At 35.3% G+C, this 25,487-nt stretch carries 20 protein-coding genes; 5 read left to right on the top strand and 15 right to left on the bottom strand.

Translation table 11 applies throughout. From position 1 onward, the window contains the following. Positions 1 to 37 precede the first annotated feature (37 nt). Positions 38 to 562, bottom strand: coding sequence for a ribosome maturation factor RimM (gene rimM, locus FND99_RS02650; protein WP_144336453.1), 525 nt, complete (start codon positions 560 to 562; stop codon positions 38 to 40). 15 nt (positions 563 to 577) lie between these two features. Beyond that, positions 578 to 1,147 carry a 30S ribosomal protein S16 gene (locus tag FND99_RS02645; RefSeq protein ID WP_144336452.1) on the bottom strand — a complete coding sequence of 190 codons (570 nt, stop codon included), beginning with the start codon at positions 1,145 to 1,147 and terminating at the stop codon, positions 578 to 580. Positions 1,148 to 1,342: 195 nt separating this feature from the next. On the opposite strand from FND99_RS02645, the gene FND99_RS02640 reads away from it, so the two are divergent. Beyond that, entirely contained in the window at positions 1,343 to 1,828 is a 486-nt protein-coding gene (locus FND99_RS02640) for a DUF6252 family protein (protein ID WP_144336451.1), read from the top strand. Positions 1,829 to 1,961: 133 nt separating this feature from the next. Continuing rightward, positions 1,962 to 2,309, top strand: coding sequence for an RNA recognition motif domain-containing protein (locus tag FND99_RS02635; RefSeq protein ID WP_144336450.1), 348 nt, complete (start codon positions 1,962 to 1,964; stop codon positions 2,307 to 2,309). Between the two features lie 123 nt (positions 2,310 to 2,432). On the opposite strand, the gene leuB is transcribed toward FND99_RS02635, so the two are convergent. From leuB to FND99_RS02595, 8 genes are all read right to left on the bottom strand, one after another. After that, complete coding sequence (gene leuB, locus FND99_RS02630; protein WP_144336449.1) at positions 2,433 to 3,488, bottom strand: 3-isopropylmalate dehydrogenase; 1,056 nt, start codon at positions 3,486 to 3,488, stop codon at positions 2,433 to 2,435. 158 nt (positions 3,489 to 3,646) lie between these two features. Beyond that, complete coding sequence (locus FND99_RS02625; RefSeq protein WP_144336448.1) at positions 3,647 to 5,167, bottom strand: alpha-isopropylmalate synthase regulatory domain-containing protein; 1,521 nt, start codon at positions 5,165 to 5,167, stop codon at positions 3,647 to 3,649. A gap of 227 nt (positions 5,168 to 5,394) precedes the next feature. Next, positions 5,395 to 5,991 carry a 3-isopropylmalate dehydratase small subunit gene (gene leuD, locus FND99_RS02620; protein WP_144336447.1) on the bottom strand — a complete coding sequence of 199 codons (597 nt, stop codon included), beginning with the start codon at positions 5,989 to 5,991 and terminating at the stop codon, positions 5,395 to 5,397. Positions 5,992 to 6,102: 111 nt separating this feature from the next. Next, on the bottom strand, positions 6,103 to 7,497 hold the full coding sequence (gene leuC / locus FND99_RS02615) for a 3-isopropylmalate dehydratase large subunit (RefSeq protein ID WP_144336446.1): 1,395 nt from the start codon (positions 7,495 to 7,497) through the stop codon (positions 6,103 to 6,105). A 530-nt stretch (positions 7,498 to 8,027) separates the two neighbouring features. Next, positions 8,028 to 8,807, bottom strand: coding sequence for a hypothetical protein (locus FND99_RS02610; protein ID WP_144336445.1), 780 nt, complete (start codon positions 8,805 to 8,807; stop codon positions 8,028 to 8,030). A 31-nt stretch (positions 8,808 to 8,838) separates the two neighbouring features. Then, positions 8,839 to 9,309 carry a hypothetical protein gene (locus FND99_RS02605; protein WP_144336444.1) on the bottom strand — a complete coding sequence of 157 codons (471 nt, stop codon included), beginning with the start codon at positions 9,307 to 9,309 and terminating at the stop codon, positions 8,839 to 8,841. Between the two features lie 174 nt (positions 9,310 to 9,483). Beyond that, positions 9,484 to 10,404 carry a helix-turn-helix domain-containing protein gene (locus FND99_RS02600; RefSeq protein ID WP_144336443.1) on the bottom strand — a complete coding sequence of 307 codons (921 nt, stop codon included), beginning with the start codon at positions 10,402 to 10,404 and terminating at the stop codon, positions 9,484 to 9,486. Between the two features lie 77 nt (positions 10,405 to 10,481). After that, positions 10,482 to 11,285 (bottom strand): SDR family oxidoreductase, encoded by an 804-nt coding sequence (locus FND99_RS02595; protein ID WP_144336442.1) that lies wholly within the window; start codon positions 11,283 to 11,285, stop codon positions 10,482 to 10,484. Positions 11,286 to 11,770: 485 nt separating this feature from the next. On the opposite strand from FND99_RS02595, the gene dnaE reads away from it, so the two are divergent. Together dnaE and FND99_RS02585 are read left to right on the top strand one after the other, a co-directional pair. Continuing rightward, entirely contained in the window at positions 11,771 to 16,309 is a 4,539-nt protein-coding gene (gene dnaE / locus FND99_RS02590) for a DNA polymerase III subunit alpha (RefSeq protein WP_144336441.1), read from the top strand. A gap of 177 nt (positions 16,310 to 16,486) precedes the next feature. Beyond that, positions 16,487 to 17,452 (top strand): outer membrane beta-barrel protein, encoded by a 966-nt coding sequence (locus FND99_RS02585; protein ID WP_144336440.1) that lies wholly within the window; start codon positions 16,487 to 16,489, stop codon positions 17,450 to 17,452. Positions 17,453 to 17,634: 182 nt separating this feature from the next. Here the strand turns inward: FND99_RS02585 and FND99_RS02580 are convergent, their stop codons facing one another. The 4 genes from FND99_RS02580 to FND99_RS02565 all read right to left on the bottom strand — a co-directional run bounded on the left by FND99_RS02580 (position 17,635) and on the right by FND99_RS02565 (position 23,913). Continuing rightward, positions 17,635 to 18,630 carry a Gfo/Idh/MocA family protein gene (locus tag FND99_RS02580; RefSeq protein ID WP_144336439.1) on the bottom strand — a complete coding sequence of 332 codons (996 nt, stop codon included), beginning with the start codon at positions 18,628 to 18,630 and terminating at the stop codon, positions 17,635 to 17,637. Between the two features lie 292 nt (positions 18,631 to 18,922). Beyond that, complete coding sequence (locus FND99_RS02575; protein ID WP_144336438.1) at positions 18,923 to 21,031, bottom strand: prolyl oligopeptidase family serine peptidase; 2,109 nt, start codon at positions 21,029 to 21,031, stop codon at positions 18,923 to 18,925. A 158-nt stretch (positions 21,032 to 21,189) separates the two neighbouring features. Continuing rightward, positions 21,190 to 23,397, bottom strand: a complete 2,208-nt coding sequence (locus FND99_RS02570; RefSeq protein ID WP_144336437.1) for a TonB-dependent receptor — start codon at positions 23,395 to 23,397, stop codon at positions 21,190 to 21,192. Between the two features lie 162 nt (positions 23,398 to 23,559). Further along, positions 23,560 to 23,913: a hypothetical protein gene (locus FND99_RS02565; protein WP_144336436.1), complete on the bottom strand. Its 354-nt coding sequence runs from the start codon at positions 23,911 to 23,913 to the stop codon at positions 23,560 to 23,562. 194 nt (positions 23,914 to 24,107) lie between these two features. Between FND99_RS02565 and FND99_RS02560 the strand changes: the two genes are divergently transcribed. Continuing rightward, entirely contained in the window at positions 24,108 to 24,842 is a 735-nt protein-coding gene (locus FND99_RS02560) for a porin family protein (protein ID WP_246074158.1), read from the top strand. Here the strand turns inward: FND99_RS02560 and FND99_RS02555 are convergent. Beyond that, positions 24,837 to 25,442 carry a phosphatase PAP2 family protein gene (locus tag FND99_RS02555; protein WP_246074157.1) on the bottom strand — a complete coding sequence of 202 codons (606 nt, stop codon included), beginning with the start codon at positions 25,440 to 25,442 and terminating at the stop codon, positions 24,837 to 24,839. The two genes, FND99_RS02560 and FND99_RS02555, sit on opposite strands and share 6 nt — an antisense overlap. Positions 25,443 to 25,487 lie beyond the last annotated feature (45 nt).

Below are 25,487 nucleotides of genomic sequence, written 5' to 3'. Positions count from 1 at the left end.
TTTCGATTAAACAATTAACCGATTAAACAAATAAACTTTACAAATACATTTCGACAAGACCTTCAGGAAGATCCATGATCACTTTTTTGTTTTCTCGGTCAACTTTCACCAAGAAATGATCAATCATTGGGATTAAAATTTCTACTTCGCCATTTAAAACTTCAAAAAGAGGCTGTGCAGAAGAGTCATTAATAGAAGTGATTTTTCCGAAAACACCTAAACGTTTGTCTTCGATTTCAAAACCAATAACTTCGTGGAAGTAGAATTTGTTGCCAGAAAGTTTTGGCAGCATTGTTAAAGGAAGATAAATTGCATTTCCAACTAAGGCATCTGCATCTTCTTCGGTGTTTACATCTTCAAAGCGAACTCTTAAAAAGTCGCCTTTATGTAAAGAACTTGTTTCAATAAAAAAAGGAACCAAGTGTTTGTTGTGTTCAACAAACACTGATTCCAGATTTTCGTATAACTCAGGTTCGTCTGTGTCTAAATAGATCAGAACTTCACCTTTGAAACTAAATTTTTTAGCGATTTTACCTAAATAAAAACAATCTTCTTTACGCATTATCGCTAAGTAAAATTATGCTTCAGTTGTTTCGTTATTCTCTTCAGCAGCTGGTGCTTCTTCAGCAGCAGCTTCAACTTCAGCAACTTCTTCAGTAGCCTCAGCAGCTTGTGCAGCAGCGATAGCATCAGCTTCAGCCTGAGCTGCAGCAGCTAAACGCTTAGCATTGATTTCTTGTTCAGCTTTTAAAGCTTTAGCTTTAGCATCAGCTTGTGCTTTTGATAAACCGTCTTTTTTAGCATCAACTTTTCCAGCTTTAGCCTCTAACCAAGCTGCTAATTTAGCGTCTGCTTGCTCTTGAGTTAAAGCTCCTTTACGGATACCTCCATCAAGGTGGTGTTTCAATAAAGCACCTTTGTAAGAAAGGATAGCTCTAGCAGTATCAGTTGGTTGAGCACCATTGTGCAACCATTTAACTGCGCTGTCAAGGTTTAACTCAACAGTTGCTGGGTTTGTGTTTGGATTGTAAGTACCGATTTTCTCTAAGTATTTACCATCTCTTTTTGAGCGTGCATCTGCAGCTACAACCCAGTAAAAAGGTTTTCCTTTTTTACCGTGTCTTTGTAATCTAATTTTTACTGACATAATCGTATGATTAAATTTTGAGGTACTCGACCTCTGTTAATTAAGGGCGCAAAGATATAATTTTTTTATGAAATATGCATTCCAAAAAAGATTAAATATTGCTTATGAAGATTTTGGCTGTTTTTTAATTGTTTTTGAGACGAAATTTTAGATATTTATTTCAAATGCAATACTTTTGCATTAAATCCACGAAACATGAAAAAACACATTTATTTTTTATTACTTCTTTTTGTTGCTGTATCATGCACTGAAGATATAAAATTTAATAATCCTGCATTTCAAGGCTTGAAAGATAATGTTTTTTGGCGTGCAGCTACTTATAAAGCGAGTAGGACAACAACTGGAGATATAGTGATTGAAGGAGCATTAGGTTTTGAAAAAGTAATATTGCGACTACCTTATGACGAAGGCCCAGGCAAGACTATGGTACTTGGAATTGATAATGTAACCATAGCGTCTTATTTAAATACGTTTCCTGGTAAATCGGCAGAGTTTAGTACAGGCGAAAATAAAGGCAGCGGACAGATTGTAATTACGAATATTGGAGACGAAAACACGATCTCCGGAACATTTAAGTTTACTGCCATAAATAATGATGCAACAGATACTGAAAATCCTAAAGTTACTTTTACAGAAGGTGTGTTCTATAAAATTCCCATTACGTCAACACTAGAATATTAAATTTATCCTTTGTGCCTAATTGTTTTTATTAAGCAGATCATTTGTAAATCTAAATAAAAACATAAATAAACTAATATATAGTAGATTACAGAAAAATAAGACTACATTTGCTACATATTATAAATAAGTACATATGAACATTTTTGTTGGAAGCCTTCCATTCAGTATTGAGGAAGCAGATTTAAGAGAGTCTTTCGAGGCTTATGGAGCAGTAGATTCAGTTAAAATCATTACTGATAAATTTACTGGAAGAAGCAAAGGCTTTGGTTTCGTAGAGATGCCAAACGATGCGGAAGCTCAAAAAGCAATTGATGAATTGAACGGAGCTACTGTTCAAGGTCGTTCAATTGTTGTAAATAAATCTGAACCAAAACCGGAAGGTGAAAGAAGAAGTTTCAACAACAACCGTGGAGGTGATTCTCGTGGTGGTTACGGAAACAACCGTGGTGGAAATGACCGCGGAAACAGAGGAGGATATTAATATTTTTTTTCTAAAATATAAAAGGGATCAACGAAAGTTGATCCCTTTTTTTATGTTGTTTCAGGTTTCAAGTTTCACGTTCCAACAACCTGAAACCTGAAACTTGAAACAAAAATTAACAAATTACACATTCGCAGCTAACCAGTCACCAACTTCTTTGGTGCCGTATGCTTTTCCGCCATTAGCTAAATCTTCTGTAACTACTCCAGCTTCTAAAGCTTTATTCACAGCATCTCTCATCGCTTTTCCTTCTTCCATCAATCCGAAATTTTCGAACATCATGGCAGCAGATAAAATAGTAGCCATTGGGTTAGCAATGTTCAATCCGGTAGCTTGTGGATAAGATCCGTGAATAGGTTCGAATAAAGATACTTCAGCTCCCATAGATGCAGAAGGCATTAATCCCATTGAACCTGAAATTACAGAAGCTTCGTCTGTTAAGATGTCTCCAAATAAGTTTTCAGTAATTAATACGTCATAAGAATTTGGCCATTGAACCAAACGCATGGCAACAGCATCAACAAATTCATAAGAAACCGTAACTTCTGGATAATCTTTTTCCATTGCCTGAACAGTTTCTCTCCACAAACGTGAAGTTTCCAAAACGTTTGCTTTATCAACGCAGCATAATTTTTTAGAACGTGTCATAGCTAATTCAAAACCTTTTTTAGCTAAACGCTGTACTTCGGCTCTTGTGTAAACACAGTTGTCATAAGCGGTATCTCCGTTATCTTTTCTTCCTTTTTCACCAAAGTAAATTCCGCCTGTTAATTCTCTTAAGAAAACTAGGTCAGTTCCTTCAATTCTTTCTCTTTTTAGTGGCGATTTATCTAATAAAGATGGGAAAGTAAAAGTTGGTCTTACATTTGCGAACAAACCTAAAGCTTTACGCATTTTTAGCAAACCTTGTTCTGGTCTTACAGGTGCAGAAGGATCATTATCATATTTAGGGTGACCGATTGCTCCAAAAAGAACGGCATCGGCATTTTTACAAACTTCGTGTGTTGAATCTGGATAAGGTTCACCTACGGCATCAATTGCAGCAGCTCCCGTTAAAGCGGGTTTCCATGTAATTTCGTGTCCGAACTTTTTTGCAATAGCATCAGATACTTTTACTGCTTCATTTATTACTTCTGGTCCGATTCCGTCTCCGGCTAAAAGGGCTATGTTTAATTTCATTTTTTATTTTTTAAAAAGGTTCTAAGGTTCTGAGATTCTAAGGCTCTAAGGTTTTTATTCTTAGTGGCTTAGTTGTGTTTTTTTTAAGATTCTGAGTTGCTAAGGTTTTAAGGTCAAAGAAAAATCTTAGAGACTTAGAATCTTAGCAACTTAGCATCTTAGGCTATTACGTTTAACATTTTCTGCGTTGCAATAATCGCAGCAACAGTTTGATCTGAATCTAATCCGCGGGTTTTGAATTCTTTTTCGTTGTTGACCCAAGTGATGATGGTTTCGCACAACGCATCAGAACTACTTCCAGGAGGAATTCTTACAGCGTAATCAATTAGTTTTGGAAGTGTAAGTTTTTTGCTTTTGTAAATCTTTGACAAAGCATTCATAAAAGCATCAAACTGACCGTCACCTTGGGCATTTTCTTCGATGATTTCATCTCCAAATTTTAAACACAAAGTTGTCGACGGACGCATTCCTTTTGAGTGTACTAATATATAGGACTCGATTTTTATTTTTTCTTCGTATGTATGACTGTCCAAAACATCTGAAATAATGTATGGAAGATCTTCTTTCGTAACAGTTTCTTTTTTGTCGCCTAGTTCAATGATTCTTTGGGTAACCAATTTCAAATCGGCTTGATTTAGTTTTAATCCTAATTCCTGCAGATTCTTTTCAATATTAGCTTTTCCTGAAGTTTTTCCTAAAGCGTATTTCCTTTTTCTTCCAAAACGCTCCGGAAGCAAATCATTAAAATACAAATTGTTTTTGTTGTCTCCGTCAGCGTGGATTCCAGCTGTTTGTGTAAAAACGTTATCGCCAACAATTGGTTTATTTGCTGGAATTCTATACCCAGTAAAAGTTTCAACCAGTTTGCTTACAGAATACAAAGAAGTTTCTTTTATATTGATGCTCACTTCTGGCAAATAATCATTTATCACCGCAACCGTACTTTCCAGAGGTGCATTTCCAGCGCGTTCTCCCATTCCGTTTACGGTAACGTGAAGTCCGTTTATACCGGCTTTTATAGCTTCCATAACATTAGCAACACTTAAATCGTAATCGTTATGTGCGTGAAAATCAAAATGAATAGTTGGATATTTTGCTCTTATTTTTGAAATAAATTCAAAAGCTTGAGACGGAATTAAAACGCCTAATGTATCAGGAAGTAAAATTCTTTTTATTGGCTGAGTTGATAAGAAAGCAAGAAATTGAAAAACATAATCTGGAGAATTTCGCATTCCGTTGCTCCAGTCTTCCAAGTAAACATTGGTTTCAATATTGTTTTCTTTTGCTAATGCAATAATTTGGGTGATTTCAGAAAAATGCTGTTCAGGAGTTTTTTTCAATTGATGTGTCAAGTGATTCATTGAACCTTTGGTCAATAAATTCTGCACTTTTGCACCGGCTTTTTTCATCCATTCGATCGAAACACCTCCGTCAACAAATGAAAGTACTTCAATTCGGTCAATGTAACCTCTTTCTTCAGCCCAAGAAGTGATGCCTTTTACAGCTTGAAATTCTCCTTCGCTTACGCGCGCCGAAGCAATTTCGATTCTATCAATATTTAATTCCTCCAACAACAATTGCGCAATGGTCAGTTTTTCTGCAGCAGAAAAAGATACTCCTGAGGTTTGTTCACCATCACGAAGCGTCGTATCCATTATTTCAATTTTTCTTTTTTCCATATTGATGATCTATAATTCTGATGTAATTTGACGCTGATTTTACTGATTCGCTTTGCGAAGACGCGAATTAGTATGGATTTTTAAGCTAAAATAAAATCAGTTTTTTTTCCGCGTTTTTGCGATAGCAAATCTGTTTTATCTGCGTTCTATGTTTTCTCATTTAATTTAGAAAGACCCGACTGGTTTTTGAAACCTGTCGGGTCTAATATCCTGAATGAGATTTCTATTTAGTAAGGAAGTTTATCAGCAAAAGCTTTAATATCCTCTTTCATATCTTGTAAATAATCAATGTCGTCAAAACCATTAATCATGTTATTCTTTTTGTATCCGTTAATAGCAAAAGATTCTTGCTCGCCAGTTGACAATAAAGTGATCGTTTGGTTTGGAAGATTGATTTCTAATTCTGTTTTAGGATCAGCTTCGATCGCTTTGAAAATATTTTCTAAAAACTCAGGGCTGATTTGAACTGGCAAAACACCAATATTCAAGCAGTTTCCTTTGAAGATATCAGCAAAGAAACTAGAAACTACAGCTCTAAAACCGTAATCGTAAACTGCCCACGCAGCGTGCTCTCTTGAAGATCCTGAACCGAAGTTTTTCCCTCCAACAAGGATTTTTCCAGAATAAGTTGAGTTGTTTAAAACGAAATCTGCTTTTGGAGTATCGTCTCCATTGTATCTCCAGTCTCTAAAAAGATTATCTCCAAAACCTTCACGTTTTGTAGCTTTCAAGAAACGAGCTGGAATGATTTGATCTGTATCGACGTTCTCAATTGGCAACGGCACTGCGCTGCTAGTAAGTATATTAAATTTATCGTATGCCATTTTTTTTGTTGCTTTAGGCTGTAGGCTATAAGCTATAAGCTTTTTTCTACAGCATTGTTTTTGTATTGAATTTTTAGCTTAAAGCCTATTGCTTAAAGCTTACAGCGAGAATTAAAATAATTCTCTCGGGTCTGTTAGTTTTCCTGTTACAGCAGCAGCGGCAGCCATAATAGGGCTTGCTAAAAGCGTTCTTGAACCAGGACCTTGACGACCTTCAAAGTTTCTGTTTGAAGTACTTACTGCATATTTTCCAGCAGGAACTTTATCATCATTCATTGCTAAACAAGCAGAACAACCCGGCTGACGTAATACGAAACCAGCTTCAGTCAAAATGTCTAAAATACCTTCTTCTTTAATCTGCGCTTCAACAACGTGAGAACCCGGAACTAACCAAGCCGTAACATTATCTGCTTTTTTTCTTCCTTTTACAATTTCGGCGAAAGCTCTAAAATCTTCAATACGTCCGTTTGTACAACTTCCTAAGAAAACGTAATCGATTTGTTTTCCAATCATTACATCATCTTCGTTGAAGCCCATATAAGCCAAAGATTTTTTGTAAGTTTCCTCACCGCCTTCAACTTCTTTTGCACTTGGGATATGTTTTGTGATACCAATTCCCATTCCTGGGTTTGTACCATAAGTAATCATTGGTTCGATGTCTTCAGCTTTGATGTTTAATTCAGCATCAAACACAGCATCAGCATCCGTTTTTAAAGTTTTCCAATATTCAACGGCTTTTGTCCAAGCTTCTCCTTTTGGAGCGTAAAGTCTTCCTTCAAGGAAATCGAAAGTAGTTTGGTCAGGAGCGATCATTCCTCCACGAGCACCCATTTCGATACTTAAGTTACAAACTGTCATACGGCCTTCCATAGTCATGTTTTCGAAAACATCACCAGCATATTCGACAAAATAACCAGTTCCTCCAGAAGTAGTCAATTGAGCAATAATATAAAGTGCAACGTCTTTTGGACCAACACCTTTGCTTAATTTACCATTTACGTTAATACGCATTTTCTTTGGTTTTGGCTGCATAATACATTGTGTAGAAAGCACCATTTCAACCTCAGATGTTCCGATACCAAAAGCAATAGCTCCAAAAGCACCGTGAGTGGACGTGTGAGAATCTCCACAAACAATAGTAGCACCTGGCAAAGTAATTCCGTTTTCAGGACCTACTACGTGTACAATACCATTTTTTTGGTGTCCTAATCCCCAGTGCGAAATTCCGTATTCGTTAGCATTGTCTTCAAGAGCCTGAAGCTGATTTGCAGAAAGCGGATCTTGAACTGGTAAATGTTGGTTTATGGTTGGTGTATTGTGGTCGGCAGTTGCAAAAGTACGTTGTGGGTATAAAACGTTAACGCCTCTTGATTTTAATCCTAAAAAAGCAACAGGACTCGTAACTTCATGAATGAAATGGCGGTCAATAAAAAACACATCTGGTCCATCTTCAATTTTACGCACTACATGTGAATCCCATACTTTGTCAAATAATGTCTTACTCATTTTTTATTTTTTTTAATTGTAATTTCTATAACCACAGCAATTTCCTGTTCATTATAATAGCAAAACAAAAGTAAAAAAAGATACAAAAGCGTCAATTTCGTTATTTCATTATATACGATACCCAAACTAATTTACAAATTGCGAAACCGCTTTTAGAATTTCAGTTTTGAAAGAAAAATGAATTAGAAACTGATTTTGTTTTTCTTTTTCAGCTTTAATTTCTTTTGATTGTTTTTTGTTTTAATAGTTTGCAAATTTATCTTAAAATCAATACAGAATATAAGAATTTAGTTGAAAAAATGTAACAAATTGAGTAAAAATAGTAATAATTGTCAGTTTTGATTTTTTTGCAAAAAGAATGCTTTTTGGGTTTTTAAGCGCTTTTAAAGGAGTTTTTTGGCTATTATTTAGATTCAATAAAGAGGCGAAATACTACGACATCCAAGAAGTGTATTTTTATGATTTTTTATGATTTTGAAGATAAAAACTTATTAATAAAAAGAATGTAATTTTAGGAAATTCGTGTATTCTTAAAGATACATATAATGCATTCCATAATCCATTCGGTAGGCTTTAATTTTAATTTTGTTGCCGTGATATTCAACTTGATAAACTCGACTGTTTTTTTCGTCGAAAAAGCAGTTAGTATCAAAATAGGGTTGCCACTGACGTTTCATCAATTCATAATTTTTGCGGAGTCTTATATAAACGGAATCAATATTTTCATCAGGAATATCAAAACTTCCTCTCAAAGTTTTATAAATCATTACGCTATCTTTTTCTTTGATTTTTTTGCAGCTTAATACAGAATTTAATGTCTCATCGATTAATATTGCTCTTTTAATCGATTTTCTTCGGTCGCTGTTCTTTATTAATGTATCTATTGCAATATTAAATTCCTTAGAAAAAGTAGTATTGATTTTTGTGACTTCTTTTAAAGGCTTGTCAAAAGGAAATTCCCAATAATCTCTATATTTATTATTAAAAAGAGGCAATGCATACACTTCTTTTTTACTATTGATGAAAACCAAAATGTGATTTCTGTTTTTGTATCCTTCTTCTTGTGAATATAGCTGGATTTCAAAGTTAAATTTTCCTTCGCGAATGCTTCTGGTAAATTTGAACTCACGGCTTTTAATGTCTTTTTTGTCGGCAGTAAGCTGAGGATATTTTTCAATTAAATTTTGAATAGAATCATTGATTTTAGGATCGAGACTTTGATTGCAACTCGCAATAAAAAAGATTGCAAATAATAATAAAGCATATCGCAACTTAAAGTTTTTTGCTGATATATTTAGCATCTTTTTCATATATTTTGTTGATCAATAGAAACGTTAAATTTTATTTGTTTGATTTATATTTTTCTGGATTGTAAAGCCTTTTCTCATTATAATCGTCAGCATATCTTTTAAGATCACTTTCTTTTTCTTTTATTAAAAATACATAATTCTGATAAGGTTTTTCTTTTGTTGGGTAGGTAAGTACAATTGCTTTGTCGTTATAACTTATAACGTCGTATGAAAAACCTCCCAAAGTCATAATGCTGTCTGAAGTTACGGACCATTTTCGAGGTTCGTTGGGATAGTATGGATCTTCTGGTTTGTCAGTAAATTTTCCGTCTTCATCAATGGTGAAATTGTAAGATAATTTGTCGTCCTTAAACTTATAATAGGTTGAATGGGTCATATTATCATAATTATAATAAAAACGCCAATATTCATTTGACTTTGTTTCTAGTGCTTTTTCAATAGGATTTTTTCTGGAACAGGCGGTTAAAAGTAGTATAGCAAAAAAGAAATAGTATATTTTCATAGGACTTGATTCATTTTATTGAGTTCATTATAATATTAAATTTTGCCAAAATAGGATTACTAAAACATTAAATCTAATATTATTTTATCAAAATTCTTTGTTTTAGTTGACAACTTTCATTTTTATGATTTTGAAGAATGAAAAGATGTTTATTTAACAGAAAAGAATTGACTATTAATTCAATGAATTTTTAAACTCCAATGGAGTAAGACTTGTTTTCTTTTTGAATAATTTACTAAACGATTGCGGATATTCAAAACCCAATTGATAGGCAATTTCTGCAACTGAGAGATTGGTAGTAATCAGAAAATCTTTTGATTTTTCAATAAGCTTAGAATGAATATGTTGTTGTGCATTTTGTCCGGTTAAATTTCGAAGCATATCACTTAAATAATGACTAGACACTTTAATTTGCGAAGCAAGAAATTCTACTGTCGGCAAACCTCTTTTTAAGGTTTCTGCGTCATTCAAATAGTTCTCTAAAGTTTCTTCTACTTGTAGCAATAAATCGTTGCTGATTGTTTTTCGAGTGATGAATTGACGTTTGTAAAAACGATTACTATAATTCACTAAAACATCAATATAAGAAACAATTACATCCTGGCTCATTTCGTCAATTGCAGTATGAAGTTCATTGTCAATACTGGTAAGTAATCCTATAATAATTGTTTTTTCACTGTCTGAAAGATGCAAAGCTTCATTGGTGTCGTACGAAAAGAAACCATATTTTTTGATGCTTTTTCCCAAAGGATAATTTCGAATAAAATCAGGATGGAACAAAAGTGTGTAGCCGCCATATTCAACGCCTTCTTCATTTTCAGTAAAAATTAGTTGGCTGGGAGAAGCGAACATAAGTCCGCCTTCAGTGAAATCATAATAACCCTGGCCGTAGCCCATTTTTCCTTTGGTAGAAAACTTATAAGAGATCTTATAAAAATCAAGTAAAAAAGAGATGTTTGCTATATCTTCATTGATGACCAGCTGCGTATTATCGATCAAACTCACCATAGGATGAAGCGGTTTTGGCAGTCGAAGCAGGTCATGAAACTGCGATATAGAAGAGATTTTTGCCGGATTATTGTTTTTTCTTTCCATGATATAAAAATAAGAAAATTTAAAAAACTAATACCGCTCAGACTTCAAGAAACTAGGCGGTATTAGTTTGAAATGATTTATTCTCCAAAGAATTGTTTGCCAAATTCAGAACGAAAAACTTCGTCTCCAACTTCTAGTCTTTGTTTGTAAAGTGCTTTTGCATCTTCGCCGGCAACATATCTTAATTGGTTTTTTCCATCTGTAGCGGCTTCATAAACTACATCGGCAATTTGTTCGGGAGTTGATGCCATTTCAAACATAACGTCAACATTTCCGAACATTTTATTAGTCATCGCTTCGTATTCTGGCAAAGTGCTTGTGTCAAGCGAACCGTGCAAAAACTCAGTTTTAATTGCTCCTGGAGAAACTGTTTTAATGTTTATTCCAAACGGATTTAATTCGTAGGCCATACTTTCGCTCCAGCCTTCCAATCCCCATTTTGTTGCGTGATAAATTGATCCTAAAGGAAAAGCAATTAATCCACCAATAGATGTTGTCGAAATAAATGAGCCACTTTTTCTTTCTCTAAAATAAGGGATAAAAGCATTTGTAACACGAATTACGCCCAATAAATTAGTATTTAACTGTTTGGTAATTTGATCGTCAGTAAGACTTTCCAAAGGCCCAATCAAGCCATAACCTGCGTTATTGAAAACGACATCAATATCGCAAATTTCAATTGCTTTTTGAACTGTTGCTTGTATTTGCTCGTAATTGGTAACGTCTAATGGCAAAAGCGTAATGTTTTTTAATTGAGAAAGTTCTGTTTCTTTTTCGGGATTTCTCATTGTTGCAATTACATTCCAACCTTGTTCGTGGAATAATTTTGCTGTTGCTTTTCCTAGACCTGATGATGCGCCTGTGATAAAAATTGTTTTCATGATTATTATTTTTTTAATTGTTATAATTTGATGAAGCAAAGTTCAGGATACACTGCAGTTTAAAAGTGTTCATTTTGGTGTAATGAGTATCCAAAATGAATAATCGAAGTTTTTTGGATTAAAAACTTTGAGTGTAATTTGTTTTAAACACATAGATACATAGTTTTCTTTGTCTAAAGAGGCGTTTCACTTATTTTAAAAACACATAGCTATGTGTAAAAATCTAGATTTTTTTAATTATCTTTTTAGAAAACTAAAATCTATGTTTCTATGTGTTTAAAATTTTAAGTATTGCAATCTGCAATTGACGAGTTTTAATTAGCGTTTTTGTTAACAACTTTCGCTTCTTTATTTCTCTAAAAAAAGCGTAAATTTGAATTCCTTCCATTTTTCATTATGCAATTCGCTATGTTTCATGTTGTCAATAATTTACAATATGAAAGATATGAAATTTGAAGCTTTAAAATTTGACTTTTTATAATTCTATGTATTTAATATTCGATACCGAAACAACCGGATTACCAAAACGCTGGGACGCCCCAATTACCGATTCTGATAACTGGCCTCGCTGTATACAAATTGCTTGGCAGCTTCATGACGAAATGGGACAGCTTATTGAGCATCAGGATTACTTGGTAAAACCAGAAGGGTTTAACATTCCGTATGACGCCGAGCGTATTCACGGAATTTCGACCGAATTGGCTGAAGCCGATGGAATCTCGCTGGTCGAAGTTTTGGAGAAATTCAATATCGCTTTAAGCAAAACCAAATTCATAGTTGGTCAGAATTTAGGTTTCGACGTTAATATTATGGGCGCCGAATTCCATAGAATGGGAGTGGAGTCTCAAATGAGTTCAATGCCGGTTTTGGATACTTGTACCGAAGTTACGGCTTCGTTATTACAGCTTCCTGGAGGTCGTGGAGGGAAATTCAAACTTCCAACTTTGACCGAATTACACAGCTATCTTTTCGATCAGCCATTCGCGGAAGCGCACAACGCAACTGCCGACGTTGAGGCGACTACGCGTTGTTTCTTGGAATTGGTAAGAAGAGAAGTTTTTACAAAAGAAGAATTAGACGTTCCGAAGGAATATTTCAAAGATTTTCAAGAACAAAATCCAGAGCCATTTAAGTTAATTGGTTTAAAACATATCAATTTAAAAGCAGCTTCTGATAAAATCAGAGAGCAGCTTAAAGCTTTAGCTGGAGAAGGACAGCAAAATGTTGTTTCAGAAGAAGATAAAGCCGATTTTAAAGCTGCAAAATTCGCGCATTTACACAATCACACGCAGTTTTCGGTACTTCAATCGACTATCGGAATTGGGAATATTGTTGCAGCTGCAACCAAAAACGGAATGCCAGCTGTTGCCATGACGGATACTGGAAACATGATGGGAGCTTTTCACTTTGTGAGCGCCGTTATGAATCACAATAAAGCGGCTTCTGGAAAAAATAAAGCTCTAGTTGAAGCTGGAGAAGAACCAACAGAAACCGAAGTAAAACCAATTGTAGGCTGTGAATTTAATATCTGCGAAAATCACTTAGATAAAAGCAAAAAAGACAACGGTTATCAGGTTGTTTTGATGGCTAAAAATAAAGCCGGTTATCACAATTTGGCCAAAATGGCTTCGATTGCCTATACGGATGGATTTTATTATGTTCCTAGAATTGACAGAAAGATTGTCGAGCAATACAAAGGCGATATCATGGTTTTGTCTGGGAATTTATACGGAGAGATTCCGAGTAAAATCTTGAACATCGGTGAAAACCAAGCCGAAGAAGCGTTGATTTGGTGGAAAGAACAATTTGGCGAAGATTTCTATCTCGAAGTTATGCGCCACAATCAGGAAGATGAAAATCGTGTCAACAAAACCCTGATTGAATTTTCGCAAAAGCACAATGTCAAATTAATTGCGACCAATAATACCTATTATTTAAACAAAGAAGATGCCAATGCACACGATATTTTACTTTGCGTAAAAGATGGTGAAAAGCAGGCAACACCTATTGGACGTGGACGTGGTTATCGCTACGGACTTCCAAATCAGGAATATTATTTCAAGTCGGAAGCAGAGATGAAAAAACTCTTCGCTGATTTGCCTGAAGCCATTATCAACATTCAGGAAATTATTGATAAAGTTGAAGGATACTCGCTTTATCGAGATGTATTGCTTCCTAAATTCGAAATTCCTGATGAATTTATGGTTCCCGAAGATGAAGAAGATGGCGGTGTAAGAGGGGAAAATAAATACTTGCGACACCTTACGATGGAAGGTGCCAAAAGACGTTATGGCGAAATTACCGAATCGATTCAAGAACGTTTGGATTTTGAGTTAATGACGATTTCGAACTCTGGTTATCCGGGTTACTTTTTGATTGTACAGGATTTCATCGCCGAAGCAAGAAAAATGGACGTATCAGTAGGTCCTGGGCGTGGATCTGCAGCGGGTTCGGCCGTTGCCTATTGTCTCGGAATTACGAATATTGACCCGATTAAATACGACTTGCTTTTTGAGCGTTTCCTAAACCCTGACCGTGTATCGATGCCCGATATTGATATCGACTTTGATGACGAGGGTCGTGGACGTGTAATGGATTATGTAATCAACAAATATGGTCAAAAACAGGTTGCACAGATTATCACGTATGGTAAAATGGCGACCAAATCAGCGATTCGTGATACGGCTCGTGTTTTGGATTTACCATTATTTGAAGCCGATAGAATTGCGAAACTGATTCCGGGAATGATGCCGTCAAAATGGAATTTGGCGCGTTTTATTTCGGAGAGTGAAGAAGAAGTTAAAAAAGCCCTTCGTTCGGATGAATTTGACAATGTAAAAGAATTAATCGCGATTGCCAATGAAGATGATTTGGCAGGAGAAACCATTCAGCAGGCAAAAATTCTTGAAGGATCGATGCGTAACACGGGAATTCATGCCTGCGGGGTAATCATTACGCCGTCGGATATTACGAATTACGTTCCGGTTACAACAGCAAAAGATTCGGATTTATACGTAACACAGTTTGACAACTCGGTTGCAGAAAGTGCCGGATTGCTGAAAATGGACTTCTTGGGTCTGAAGACCCTAACGCTGATAAAAGATACCGTAAAACTGGTAAAATACAGAACAGGAATCGAACTTGATCCTGATACTTTCCCGATTGACGATGAAGAAACGTATGCGCTTTTCCAAAGAGGTGAAACGGTTGGGATTTTCCAATATGAGTCGCCTGGGATGCAGAAATACATGAAAGATCTGAAGCCAACGGTTTTTGGAGATTTAATTGCCATGAACGCATTGTATCGCCCGGGACCCTTGGAGTATATTCCGTCTTTCGTTCGAAGAAAAAATGGCGATGAGGAAATTAAATACGATTTAGATGCCTGTGCCGAATATTTGTCTGAAACTTACGGAATTACAGTTTACCAAGAGCAGGTAATGCTTTTGTCTCAGTCTTTGGCAGGTTTTACAAAGGGTGAGGCCGACGTTTTGCGTAAAGCGATGGGTAAGAAACAAAAAGACGTACTAGATAAAATGAAGCCGAAGTTCGTCGAGCAAGCTTCAGAAAAAGGTCATGATGCCAAAATTCTGGAAAAAATCTGGAAAGACTGGGAGGCTTTTGCGAGTTACGCCTTCAACAAATCGCACTCGACTTGTTATGCGTGGATTGCATATCAAACTGCTTATTTGAAAGCGCATTACCCTGCAGAATATATGGCAGCGGTACTTTCGAACAACATGAACGATATCAAACAGGTTTCTTTCTTCATGGAAGAATGTAAACGTATGGGATTGCAGGTTTTGGGTCCAGACGTAAACGAATCGTACTATAAATTTACGGTAAACGATGATTACGCCGTTCGTTTCGGAATGGGAGCGATTAAAGGTGTTGGTTCTGGAGCCGTAGAAACCATTGTAGAAAATAGAAAAGACGGAAGATATAAATCGATTTTTGATTTGGCAAAACGAATTGATTTACGTGCGGCCAACAAAAAAGCCATCGAAAATTTAGCACTTGCCGGAGGTTTTGATTCTTTTGAAGGAACAACTAGAGCGCAATATTTCCACGACGATGGCGACGGAATTACTTTCTATGAAAAGGCGATGCGTTATGGATCGAAATTTCAGGAAAATGAAAACTCGTCGCAAGTAAGTTTGTTTGGAGAAGCCAGCGAAGTACAAATCGCTGAACCTGTTGTGCCTCCGTGTGAAGACTGGAGTACGATGGAAAAACTAGCCAAAGAAAAAGAGGTTGTCGGAATTTATATTTCTGGTCATCCCTTAGACGATTTTAGGTTTGAAATGAAGTACTTCTGCAATGCTCGTTTGGAAGCATTGAAAAGTATGAATGAATACGTGGGTAAAAATCTAAATTTTGCAGGAATTATTAATAATGTACAGCACCGTGTAGCCAAAAACGGAAAAGGCTGGGCGGTATTTAATTTAGAAGGATATGATGAAAGTTTTGAGTTTAAGATATTTGGAGAAGAATATCTAAAATTCCGTCACTTCCTGATTCAAAATAATTTTGCTTACCTAAAAATCTTGATAAAAGATGGTTGGGTAAATCACGATACAGGAAAAAAATCAGAACCTAGAATGCAGTTTGTTGAGGTCAGACAACTTCAGGATATTCTGGAAGCATTTGCTAAAAAACTGATTCTATTATTAAATATCAAAGACCTTCAGCCTGAGTTTATTCATAAATTAAGTCATTTATTTAATGAGAATAAAGGCGATAATACAGTGAGTTTTGATATCATGGAAATTGAAAATGTCAAGCGTCTTGTTGAGGTTGAAACAACGAGTGAATTTGAAGACAATGAGGATGCCGTTTTTGATGATGACAATGACGATAATGAAACGATTTCTGGCGAAGCAAAAATGCAGGAAGTGAAAGAAGTAGAAGAAGTTAGGGTAGTAACAAAATTGACTATGCCAAGCCGAAGACTGAAAGTTAAAATTTCTGCCGAGCTATTGCAGGAATTGGAAAAAATGCAGATCAATTTTAAGCTGAATTAAATTTTAACAGTTAAAATTTAGCATAAAGTGAAATTTTAGTGTTAAAAATATGCGTGCATAATACTTTTTTAGTAATATTGCCCGAAAATATAACGATTTCGTTCCAAGTCTAACCTTGCACTCAAAAAGAATATGTTAAAATATTTTATGTTTGCATAAATTAATTAAATCAGAATTATGAAAAAGAACCTATTTTTATTAGGATTATTAGTTTGCTCTATGGCCACAATGGCGCAAACAGAAAAAGCAGATAAACCAGAAAGCTGGTATTTCAAATTAGCTGGATCTTATTTCAACCAAACTGCTTCTACTGAGTTTCCAACAGTTGGAGGACAGGCTGCAAATAGAGATGTTTATGCTGGTACTTTAGCAAATAATAAATTAGTTTCAAGAGAAAGCGTAACAGGTTCTTTTGGACAAGGTTTTAGAAGCGGAATTACTGCTGGTTACCGTTTCTCTGCTCGTTTAGGAGTTGAGATGTCTGCAAACTACTACATCAGCAATAGCAAGACTATGGCTCAAACAACAGACAGACTTATTGGTGTAAACCAAACTAACGGTGCTGCAACTTATTTAGATTTTACTGCTGAAGGACAAATTAAAGCTTTTGATTTAGCTCCTGCACTTGTAATGTTCTTAGGTGAAGCTCACGGTTTTGAACCATACACTAAAGTTGGAGTTATTGTGCCAATCCACGGTACTTTAGATATTAAAACAGATAGACAATACACAACTTTCGTAGGTGCTAACCAAGTTGCTCAAACGGATGCTTACTCTAAAGATGTTGTAAAACCAAATGCTACAATTGGATTTATGGCTGCTGTAGGTACTTCTTATAAATTAGGAAAACACATTTCTGCTTTTGCTGAGTTAGAGTACCGTAACTTTACTGTACACGGTAAAACTAAAGAAACTACAGAGTACACAGAAAACGGAGTTGATAAATTAAATACTTCAACAAGCTTCAGAGCAGCTTCTTACTCTGCAAACCACACAAATTACCACAGCTCAATTGATACTAACTCTAACAGCACTGTAACAAATGCTGCAGGTTTTGATAGCACAAAAGCTACTGATGATATCAGTTCTTACGTTGGTATTTCTGGTTTAGGAATCACATTAGGTCTTAAATACAGTCTATAATTTTTTATAGAAGTTTTATAGTTTTTTTAAAGAAAAGGATATTCGCGAGAATATCCTTTTTTTTTGTCATTTCGACTGAAAGGAGAAATCACACTAGTAATTCCACAACGATTATCGCCAATCTTTGTCGATCTCCTAGTGTGATTTCTCCTTTCAGTCGAAATGACAAAAACATAATTCTATTATTTATTCAAATCTCTAAATTCCTTCAAAACTTCATCAATAACCCAAGTTGTTCTTGCGCCAGAAATCCCTTTTGATGGAGAGGCATTTTCATTTCCTAAAAGCTCGGCGACAATAGTTTCGACAAGCGGCTGCTGAATATGAAGCGGGTTTTCGATTAAAATACTTTCTTTTTCTCCATTTGGATATTGAATATGAAGTGGATCGTTTCCGAAAGTTGAGAAAGAGATTTTTCCTTTATCTCCAACAATTTCTGTATTGTCATAACGTTCAAAACTGGTGAAATTCCATATTCCAGAACCGTGAATTCCGTTTTCAAATAAAAAAGACATTGAAACAGCATCTTCCGCCGGATAAGCTTTCAATTGTGAAGTCGCATGTCCGCGAACAGATTTTATCCGACCTAAAACAAAATCCAGAAAATCTAAAGTATGACAAGCCAAATCAACAAAAATCCCACCTCCAGAAATATGTGGCAAAACGGTCCAAGGAAGATTGATTTCGTCATCATAACGCGCCTCAAAAGGATGATATAAAACACAATTTACATGGCGAATGGTGCCTAGTTTTCCTTGATCGATTATTTCTTTTATTTTTAAAAAACGTGGCAAGGCTCTCCTGTAATAAGCAACAAATAACGGAACATTATGTTCTTTGCAAGCGCTGATCATTTCGTTGCATTCTTCAAAAGTCAAAGCCATTGGTTTTTCGACATAAACTGGTTTTCCAGCTTTGGCACACAAAATAGTGTATTCTTTGTGAGATGATGGAGGAGTGGCAATATAAACGGCATCAACTTCGGGATCATTAATTAAATCTTCGGCATTTGAATACCATTTTGGGACATTATGACGTCTGGCGTAATCTTCAGCAAGGGCAGCATCTCGTCGCATAACAGCAACTAGAGTTGAATTTGGAGCTTTTTGAAACGCTGGTCCGCTTTTGACTTCGGTGACATTTCCACAACCAATAATTCCCCATTTTATAATTTTCATGGTTTAAGTTTTAAGTTTCTCAAATTTAAAAAAGGTTTGCCACGAATTACATGAATTTCCACTAATTATTTATTGAAGTTTTGCCACAGATTAAAAGGATTTTCACAGATTACAAAAGTAAACGCATAGGTATTATAATCATTTTAATCCTTTTAATCTGTGGCAAAAAAGCACTCTACAAATTCTCATTAATTAAATTCGTGCTAATTCGTGAAATTCGTGGCAAAAAAAATAAAGCCACGAACTCACATATAAATCGTGAATTCGTGGCTAAAAAACTTAGTTTAAAGTCTTATTTAGAAGGCAAAGCTTTAAAACCCATATTGTAAAGTGTAAAAGCTTGAATATCTACATTTTCTTGAATTGTAGCCGCAACAGATTTTCCTGCTCCGTGACCTGCTTTAACATCAATTCTAATTAAAACAGGATTATCCCCAGCTTGTTTTTCTTGTAACTCAGAAGCAAATTTAAAACTATGCGCCGGAACCACGCGATCGTCATGATCCCCAGTTGTAACCATTGTTGCTGGATAATGAGTTCCCTGTTTTACATTGTGAACAGGAGAATATCCTTTTAAATATTCAAACATTTCTTTACTGTCTTGAGCTGTTCCATAGTCAAATGCCCAACCTGCGCCGGCTGTAAATGCGTTGTAACGAAGCATGTCCATAACTCCAACGGCTGGCAACGCCACTTTCATCAAATCAGGACGCTGTGTCATGGTTGCGCCAACTAATAATCCTCCGTTAGACCCTCCGCGAATAGCTAAATAATCGGATGAGGTATATTTTTGAGCAATTAAATATTCGGCAGCAGCAATAAAATCATCAAATACATTTTGTTTTTGCTGTTTTGTTCCCGCATCGTGCCATTTTTTTCCGTATTCACCACCACCTCTTAAATTGGCAACAGCATAAACGCCTCCGTTTTCCATCCAAACTGCATTTGCAATACTGAAACTTGGCGTCAAGCTAATGTTGAATCCACCATAACCGTACAGAATCGTTGGGTTTTTGCCGTCTAATTTTGTTCCCTTTTTATAAGTAATAATCATCGGAACTTTGGTTCCGTCTTTTGAAGTATAGAAAACTTGTTTTGATTCATAATCTTCACTTTTGAAGTCTACTTTTGGTTTCTGATAAACTTCAGATTTTCCAGATTTTGGTTCAAAAGAATAAATGCTTCCTGGCGTTGTATAATTGGTAAAACTGTAATACAATATTTTATCACTCTTTTTACCGCTAAATCCGCCAGCAGTTCCAACAGCTGGAAGCTTGATTTCGCGAACTAATTTTCCATTGTAATCATATTGTTGTACAAACGAAACCGCATCTTTTGTATAATTGGCAAAAAAGTAACCTCCACCAAGAGAAGGAGATAAAACATTTTCGGTTTCTTTAATAAAATCCTTCCAGTTTTCCGGTTTTGGATTACTAAAATCTACAGCCACCACACGACCGTTTGGTGCGTTATAATCAGTATGTATAAATAATTTTGTTCCTTGATTTTCAATAATTGAATTTTCGGTATTAAAATTATCTACAATTGTGATAATCGGGCTGTTTGGTTTTGTTAAATCCTTAATGTACAATTCATTTCCGTAAGTCGAATTGGCTGCAGTTATTACTAAATAATGGTTGTCTTCGGTAACATAACCGCCAACGTATCTTCTTTTTTGATCGGCGCCAAAAATTACTTTGTCGTCTTTTTGAGAAGTTCCCAGTTTGTGAAAGTATAACTTATGCTGATCTGTTTTTGCAGATAATTCGCTTCCTTTTGGTTTGTCGTAGCTAGAATAGTAAAAACCTTCATTTCCATGCCAAGAAATACCGCTGAATTTTACGTCAACTAAAGTATCTTCCAAAACTTTTTTAGAAACAGCATCAATGATAATCACTTTTCTCCAGTCGCTTCCGCCTTCTGAAATCGAGTAAGCGGCTTTTGAGCCATCTTCAGAAAAATCTAATCCACCAAGAGAAGTTGTACCATCTTTCGAAAAAGTATTCGGGTCAAGAAAAACTTCTTCTTTTCCGTTTTGGTCTTTTCTGTAAATGACAGATTGATTTTGGAGCCCGTTGTTTTTAGAAAAATAAGCAAATTTCCCCTCTTTACTCGGAGCGCCTATTTTTTCATAATTCCAAAGTTTTTCCATACGAGTTTTCAACTCATTTCTAAACGGAATTTTATCTAAATAACCATAAGTTACCTCGTTTTCGGCTTTAACCCAAGCACCGGTTTCAGCCGATTTATCGTCTTCAAGCCAGCGATAGGGATCGCTTACTTTTGTGTCAAAATAAACATCGACAGTTTCACCTTTTTTAGTTTGTGGATATTGAATTTTATTCTGTCCAAATGAAATTCCTGCAGTTGTAATTGCCATTAGTAGAAATGTTTTTTTCATATTTAAGTTTGTCGGTTTTAACAAAAATAGCATTTTTTGTGAGAGTAGTAAAACATTAACCGCAAAGCACGCAAGGAGTTTTACGCAAAGTCCGCAAAGCAAATTAAAACTTCGCGAACTTTGCGCTTTTTCTTAGCGTCTTTGCGGTTAAATAAAGTCTATAAATTGAAATTAACGCCCAAAACAATGTTTCTTCCAATATTCGGAATTCCGTCTGTCTTTAATCTTGAAAGGTGCGCAATGTATCTTTTATCGAATAAATTGTTTCCGTTCAAGTTAATGTCAAAAGCTGTTTTTCCTAATTTCACAGTTCCTCCAAAACCAAGATTCACCAAAGTATAACCTTTTGAAGCCGTTTCAAAACCACTCACATTATCTTGATTAAAAGTCGAAGAAACGTTTAATGAAGCAAAACCTTCGCTCAGCCAGTTTTTGATATTGAACTCCGTTCTCAGTGTATTATTCCAGTTGTTTGCCGGAATTAAAGGCAAATAATCATCATTGTCTTTTTTGCCAGTTACGGTTTCAAAACTCGTTTCAAAATGCAGCCAGTCAAGCGGATGTGGATGAATGTGCAACCCAACTTCACCTCCAAATAATTTGGCATTATCCTGTACATAAGCAAAGACATCATTATTGTCTAAAATTTCTCCAGTTGGTGAAGTGTAAATGTAGTTATTAATGTGATTGTAGAAACCGTTGATGAAAAACTCAAAATGTGAATTTTTATATTCTAGATTTAAATCTGTTTGAACATTTTGCTCGGTTTTTAGATTGGCGTTTCCAATTTCGTAGCGATTTGTTCCCTCGTGAACACCGTTTGAAGTCAATTCGGCTAAGTTTGGTGCTCTAAATCCAGTTGCAACATTTAAGCGAAGCACCAAAGGTTCTGCTAATTTTGTTTTGTATCCAAGAGAAGCATTAAAACTGTCAAAAGAACGATCTAGAGCTTGAAAATATCCTTCTTCGCCTTCAATTCCGTGTGCTATTGAATTAATATTTCTGTTGTCAAAACGCAAGCCGGCTTGAATAACGCTGCTGTTCCATTCGTAATTAGCAGTTCCAAAAACACCAAAATCATTTGTTGTGGCATCCGGAATCAAATATTCTTCTCCTGAATTTGCATTGGTCTGATGCATTCCCTGAACGCCTAAAATAGTTTCAATTTTTCCAAATTTTGGGAAATGATATTTCGCATTGTAATTGAAAGTATTCAGTTTCATGTGCAACGAAGCTTCGTTACTGTCTTCAAATTCGCTTCTGTCATTTGCGATGTAACCCAAATCAACGTCAAGTTTTGAGTTTTCAAAAAAGACAACATTGTTCAAACTCAATAAGTGATTGAAAATCCCTTGTCTCGGAAATTGCGTGTCTTTGCTTGACGATTGTTCTGCAATTCCGTCTTCCGGAATTCCAATATCTAGTTTGTTGTAATTGTATCTTAAAACACTTGAAAAAGTCGAATTGCTGTAACCAATTCCGGTCTTAAAATCGGTTTCATTATAACGAGAATTTGTGACGCGATCGCCACCTGAAATTTTGTAATCTGAATGTGTGTTGTAACTTCCTCTTGCCAGAAATTTCCAATTATCTGTAGAAGTTTTTAGTCCTATAGAAGAATTGCTTCCTTGTGTATTGGTGAAATATTTTTGGCTGAAATTTGCTTTGAAATCACCAGCGTCGGCGAATTTTTCTGGATTAAAATATAAAACACCGCCCAAAGCGTCAGAGCCATATAATAACGAAGCAGGTCCTTTAATAACTTCAACGCTTTCGATTCCGGCATCATTTAAACCTAAACCGTGTTCGTCTCCAAATTGTTGATTTTCGATACGAACGCCTTGTGAATACACTAAAACACGATTGCCGCTAAGTCCACGAATTACGGGTTTCCCTATCGAAGTTCCAGTTGAAATTTGTGCAACTCCGGGAATTGTCGCTAAACCTTCAATCAAAGTTGAGGTTCCTTTTTGCTGTAAAGTCTTGATGCTTTCGTGCTCAATTTTCATTACATTCTGCGACTGCAATTTATTAAATGGAGTAGAAACAACAACTTCATCCATTTCCATAATGGATTCTAAAAGTTTAATATTCAGTGTGTTTTCTTTTGCTAATTTGGCAATAGTTTGATTTTGATTGGCATATCCAACAAAATTAAACGCAAGACGCAGACTTCCGTTTGGCAGATTGTTCAACTCATATTTTCCGTTTGCGTCGGTGGTTGTTCCTTTATGTAATTCGGGCGCATATACAGAAACGCCTGGCATTGGCTGATTTTGATTGTCGGTTACAATTCCTGAAACCGAATTTTGAGCAGAAAGTATGCTCGAAAAACCCAAAACTAGGGCTAGTAAAAATTTTTTCATTTGGAAATGATGCTATAGTTAATTGATTTTTTTCTTTTAAATGAAAAAACAAAACAAAAAGTAAAGCATTCTGATCCTAATTGATTTAAATAGGATTAGGAAACTCAATGGAATTTGAATTTAAATTAAAAGAAATAAGATTTTTTTTCGAATGATCGAAATTTAAGAAACTATAGCTGCAGGCGGACCCCGAAGCAAATAAGCGCTTTCTGAAAATGAACTGATATTTTCTGAAAACGAAAAGAAATAAGGGATTTCTTTATAGAAATTGTGAAATTGAAAGGAGAAGATTTCAGCAACTGTATAACTTCCAAAAGCAAAATTACAAACATAACATAAGTCATAATTGTGGTGCTGGTGCGTTATTTCGCCACTTGGATCATTATAGGCATGATGACACTGCTTTTCTGAAAGCTGTTTTACAATATGCTCAAAACTGTGTATCGACTGAAACAATATTGTGAACAATATTGTCAGCGTCATTGAAACACTTAATATGAGCTGTTTTCTTTTCATCAAGAACAAAGGTATAAAAGCGGAATGAAAAAATGATTCATTTTTTGGGACTTATTGCAGTTTTATTGAAAAAAGTGCAACAAATGCTTTTATTCTTACAGAAAAAACGAATAATTGTTTTTAAACGGTCATCTTCAAACGGCATTATATTATATTTGTAAGTGAAATAAATGTCCTGCAAAAAACGTTAAAACTTGAAAACCTCATTAAAACCAAAATTCGATATGCGATTATTTTTTACTTGTTTGTTTTTTGTTTCGTTTCTGAATGTTTTTTCACAGGCAGAAGTGAAGCCTGAAATCAAACCGGTAATTAAAATCGATTCTTTATATCGTGAGGATCAGTTTTATTTTTCAGTAGCTTATAATCTTTTAGTAGATACTCCCGAAAAATTAAAACAGGATAAATTTTCTGCTGGACTTTCTGCTGGTTTTTTACGCGATATGCCAATAAACAAGAAGAGAACCGTTGCAATTGCTGCTGGTTTCGGATTGAGTTATCAGAACTTTTACCAGAATTTTACGGTTTCTGAAGACACGCAAGGAGCTCCAATTTATGGCGTAAATGATTATGGTGAATTTGTTTCAAACCGTTATAGACAATATTCTGTCGATCTTCCAATTGAATTTAGATGGCGAAATTCGACTTACGAAAGCACAAAATTCTGGAGAGTTTATGGTGGTGTAAAAATGAGTTATGTTTTCTCTACCAAATCGGTTTTAGACGACGGAGAAAACACATATAAAATAGTCAATAACCCCGATGTCAATAAATTTCAGTACGGAATTTATCTTGCCACAGGTTTCAATACTTGGAACGTTTTTGCTTATTATGGCTTAAATCCGTTATTCAATTCGGTTTCTACAATTTCTGGCGAAAAAGTAAACATGAAAGCAATGAACATTGGACTTATGTTCTATATTTTATAGCCACAAATAAATAAAAAGTATTTGCGGAAGCACGCCAATAAACAACCCTAATATAATTTCTCTTGACGTATGCGCTTTCATTTCCATGCGAGAAGATGCTACAATTCCGGTAAGCAAAATTAACAGCGCTGGCCAATATGGATTCTGCATTTGCAAATGAATATTTAAGCCAATTACAAAAATGGTGAATCCGCTTATTGCTGCTACATGGAGACTTGGCTTTAGCTTAAATAAAGTAGCAACCAAAGCTAAAATCGAGGTAAACAATGCACCTAGAAAAAAGAAATGAAGTTCAGGATAACGTGTAATTATGATACTTCTTTTTACCAGCAAAATATATAAAAAACATTGCAGCAACAAAGGAATTTTGCGTTGCGAAGTTTCGTGAACCATGATCGAATTTACGTGTCCAGTCGATTTCAGCAAAAGAAAAAACAAAACGGGAACTAAAATGGTAATAATCAGAATTTGAAATAAAACAAAATATTTTTCTTGATTGCTGAAAGCATCTTCTTTACAAAAAAGATAGAATAATGCAGCATACATCGAAATAAAAATTGGATGTAAAATATAAGAGAATAGTGGAAGTATTTTTTTCAAAACAGTGTAATTTGCGGTGTTGAACAAATATAAGGAAATAAAGTT

Source organism: Flavobacterium daemonense (assembly GCF_007341385.1).
Classification (GTDB): domain Bacteria; phylum Bacteroidota; class Bacteroidia; order Flavobacteriales; family Flavobacteriaceae; genus Flavobacterium; species Flavobacterium daemonense.
The sequence above is the reverse complement of the archived record's forward strand: the minus strand, read 5'-3'. Positions and strand labels throughout refer to the sequence as shown.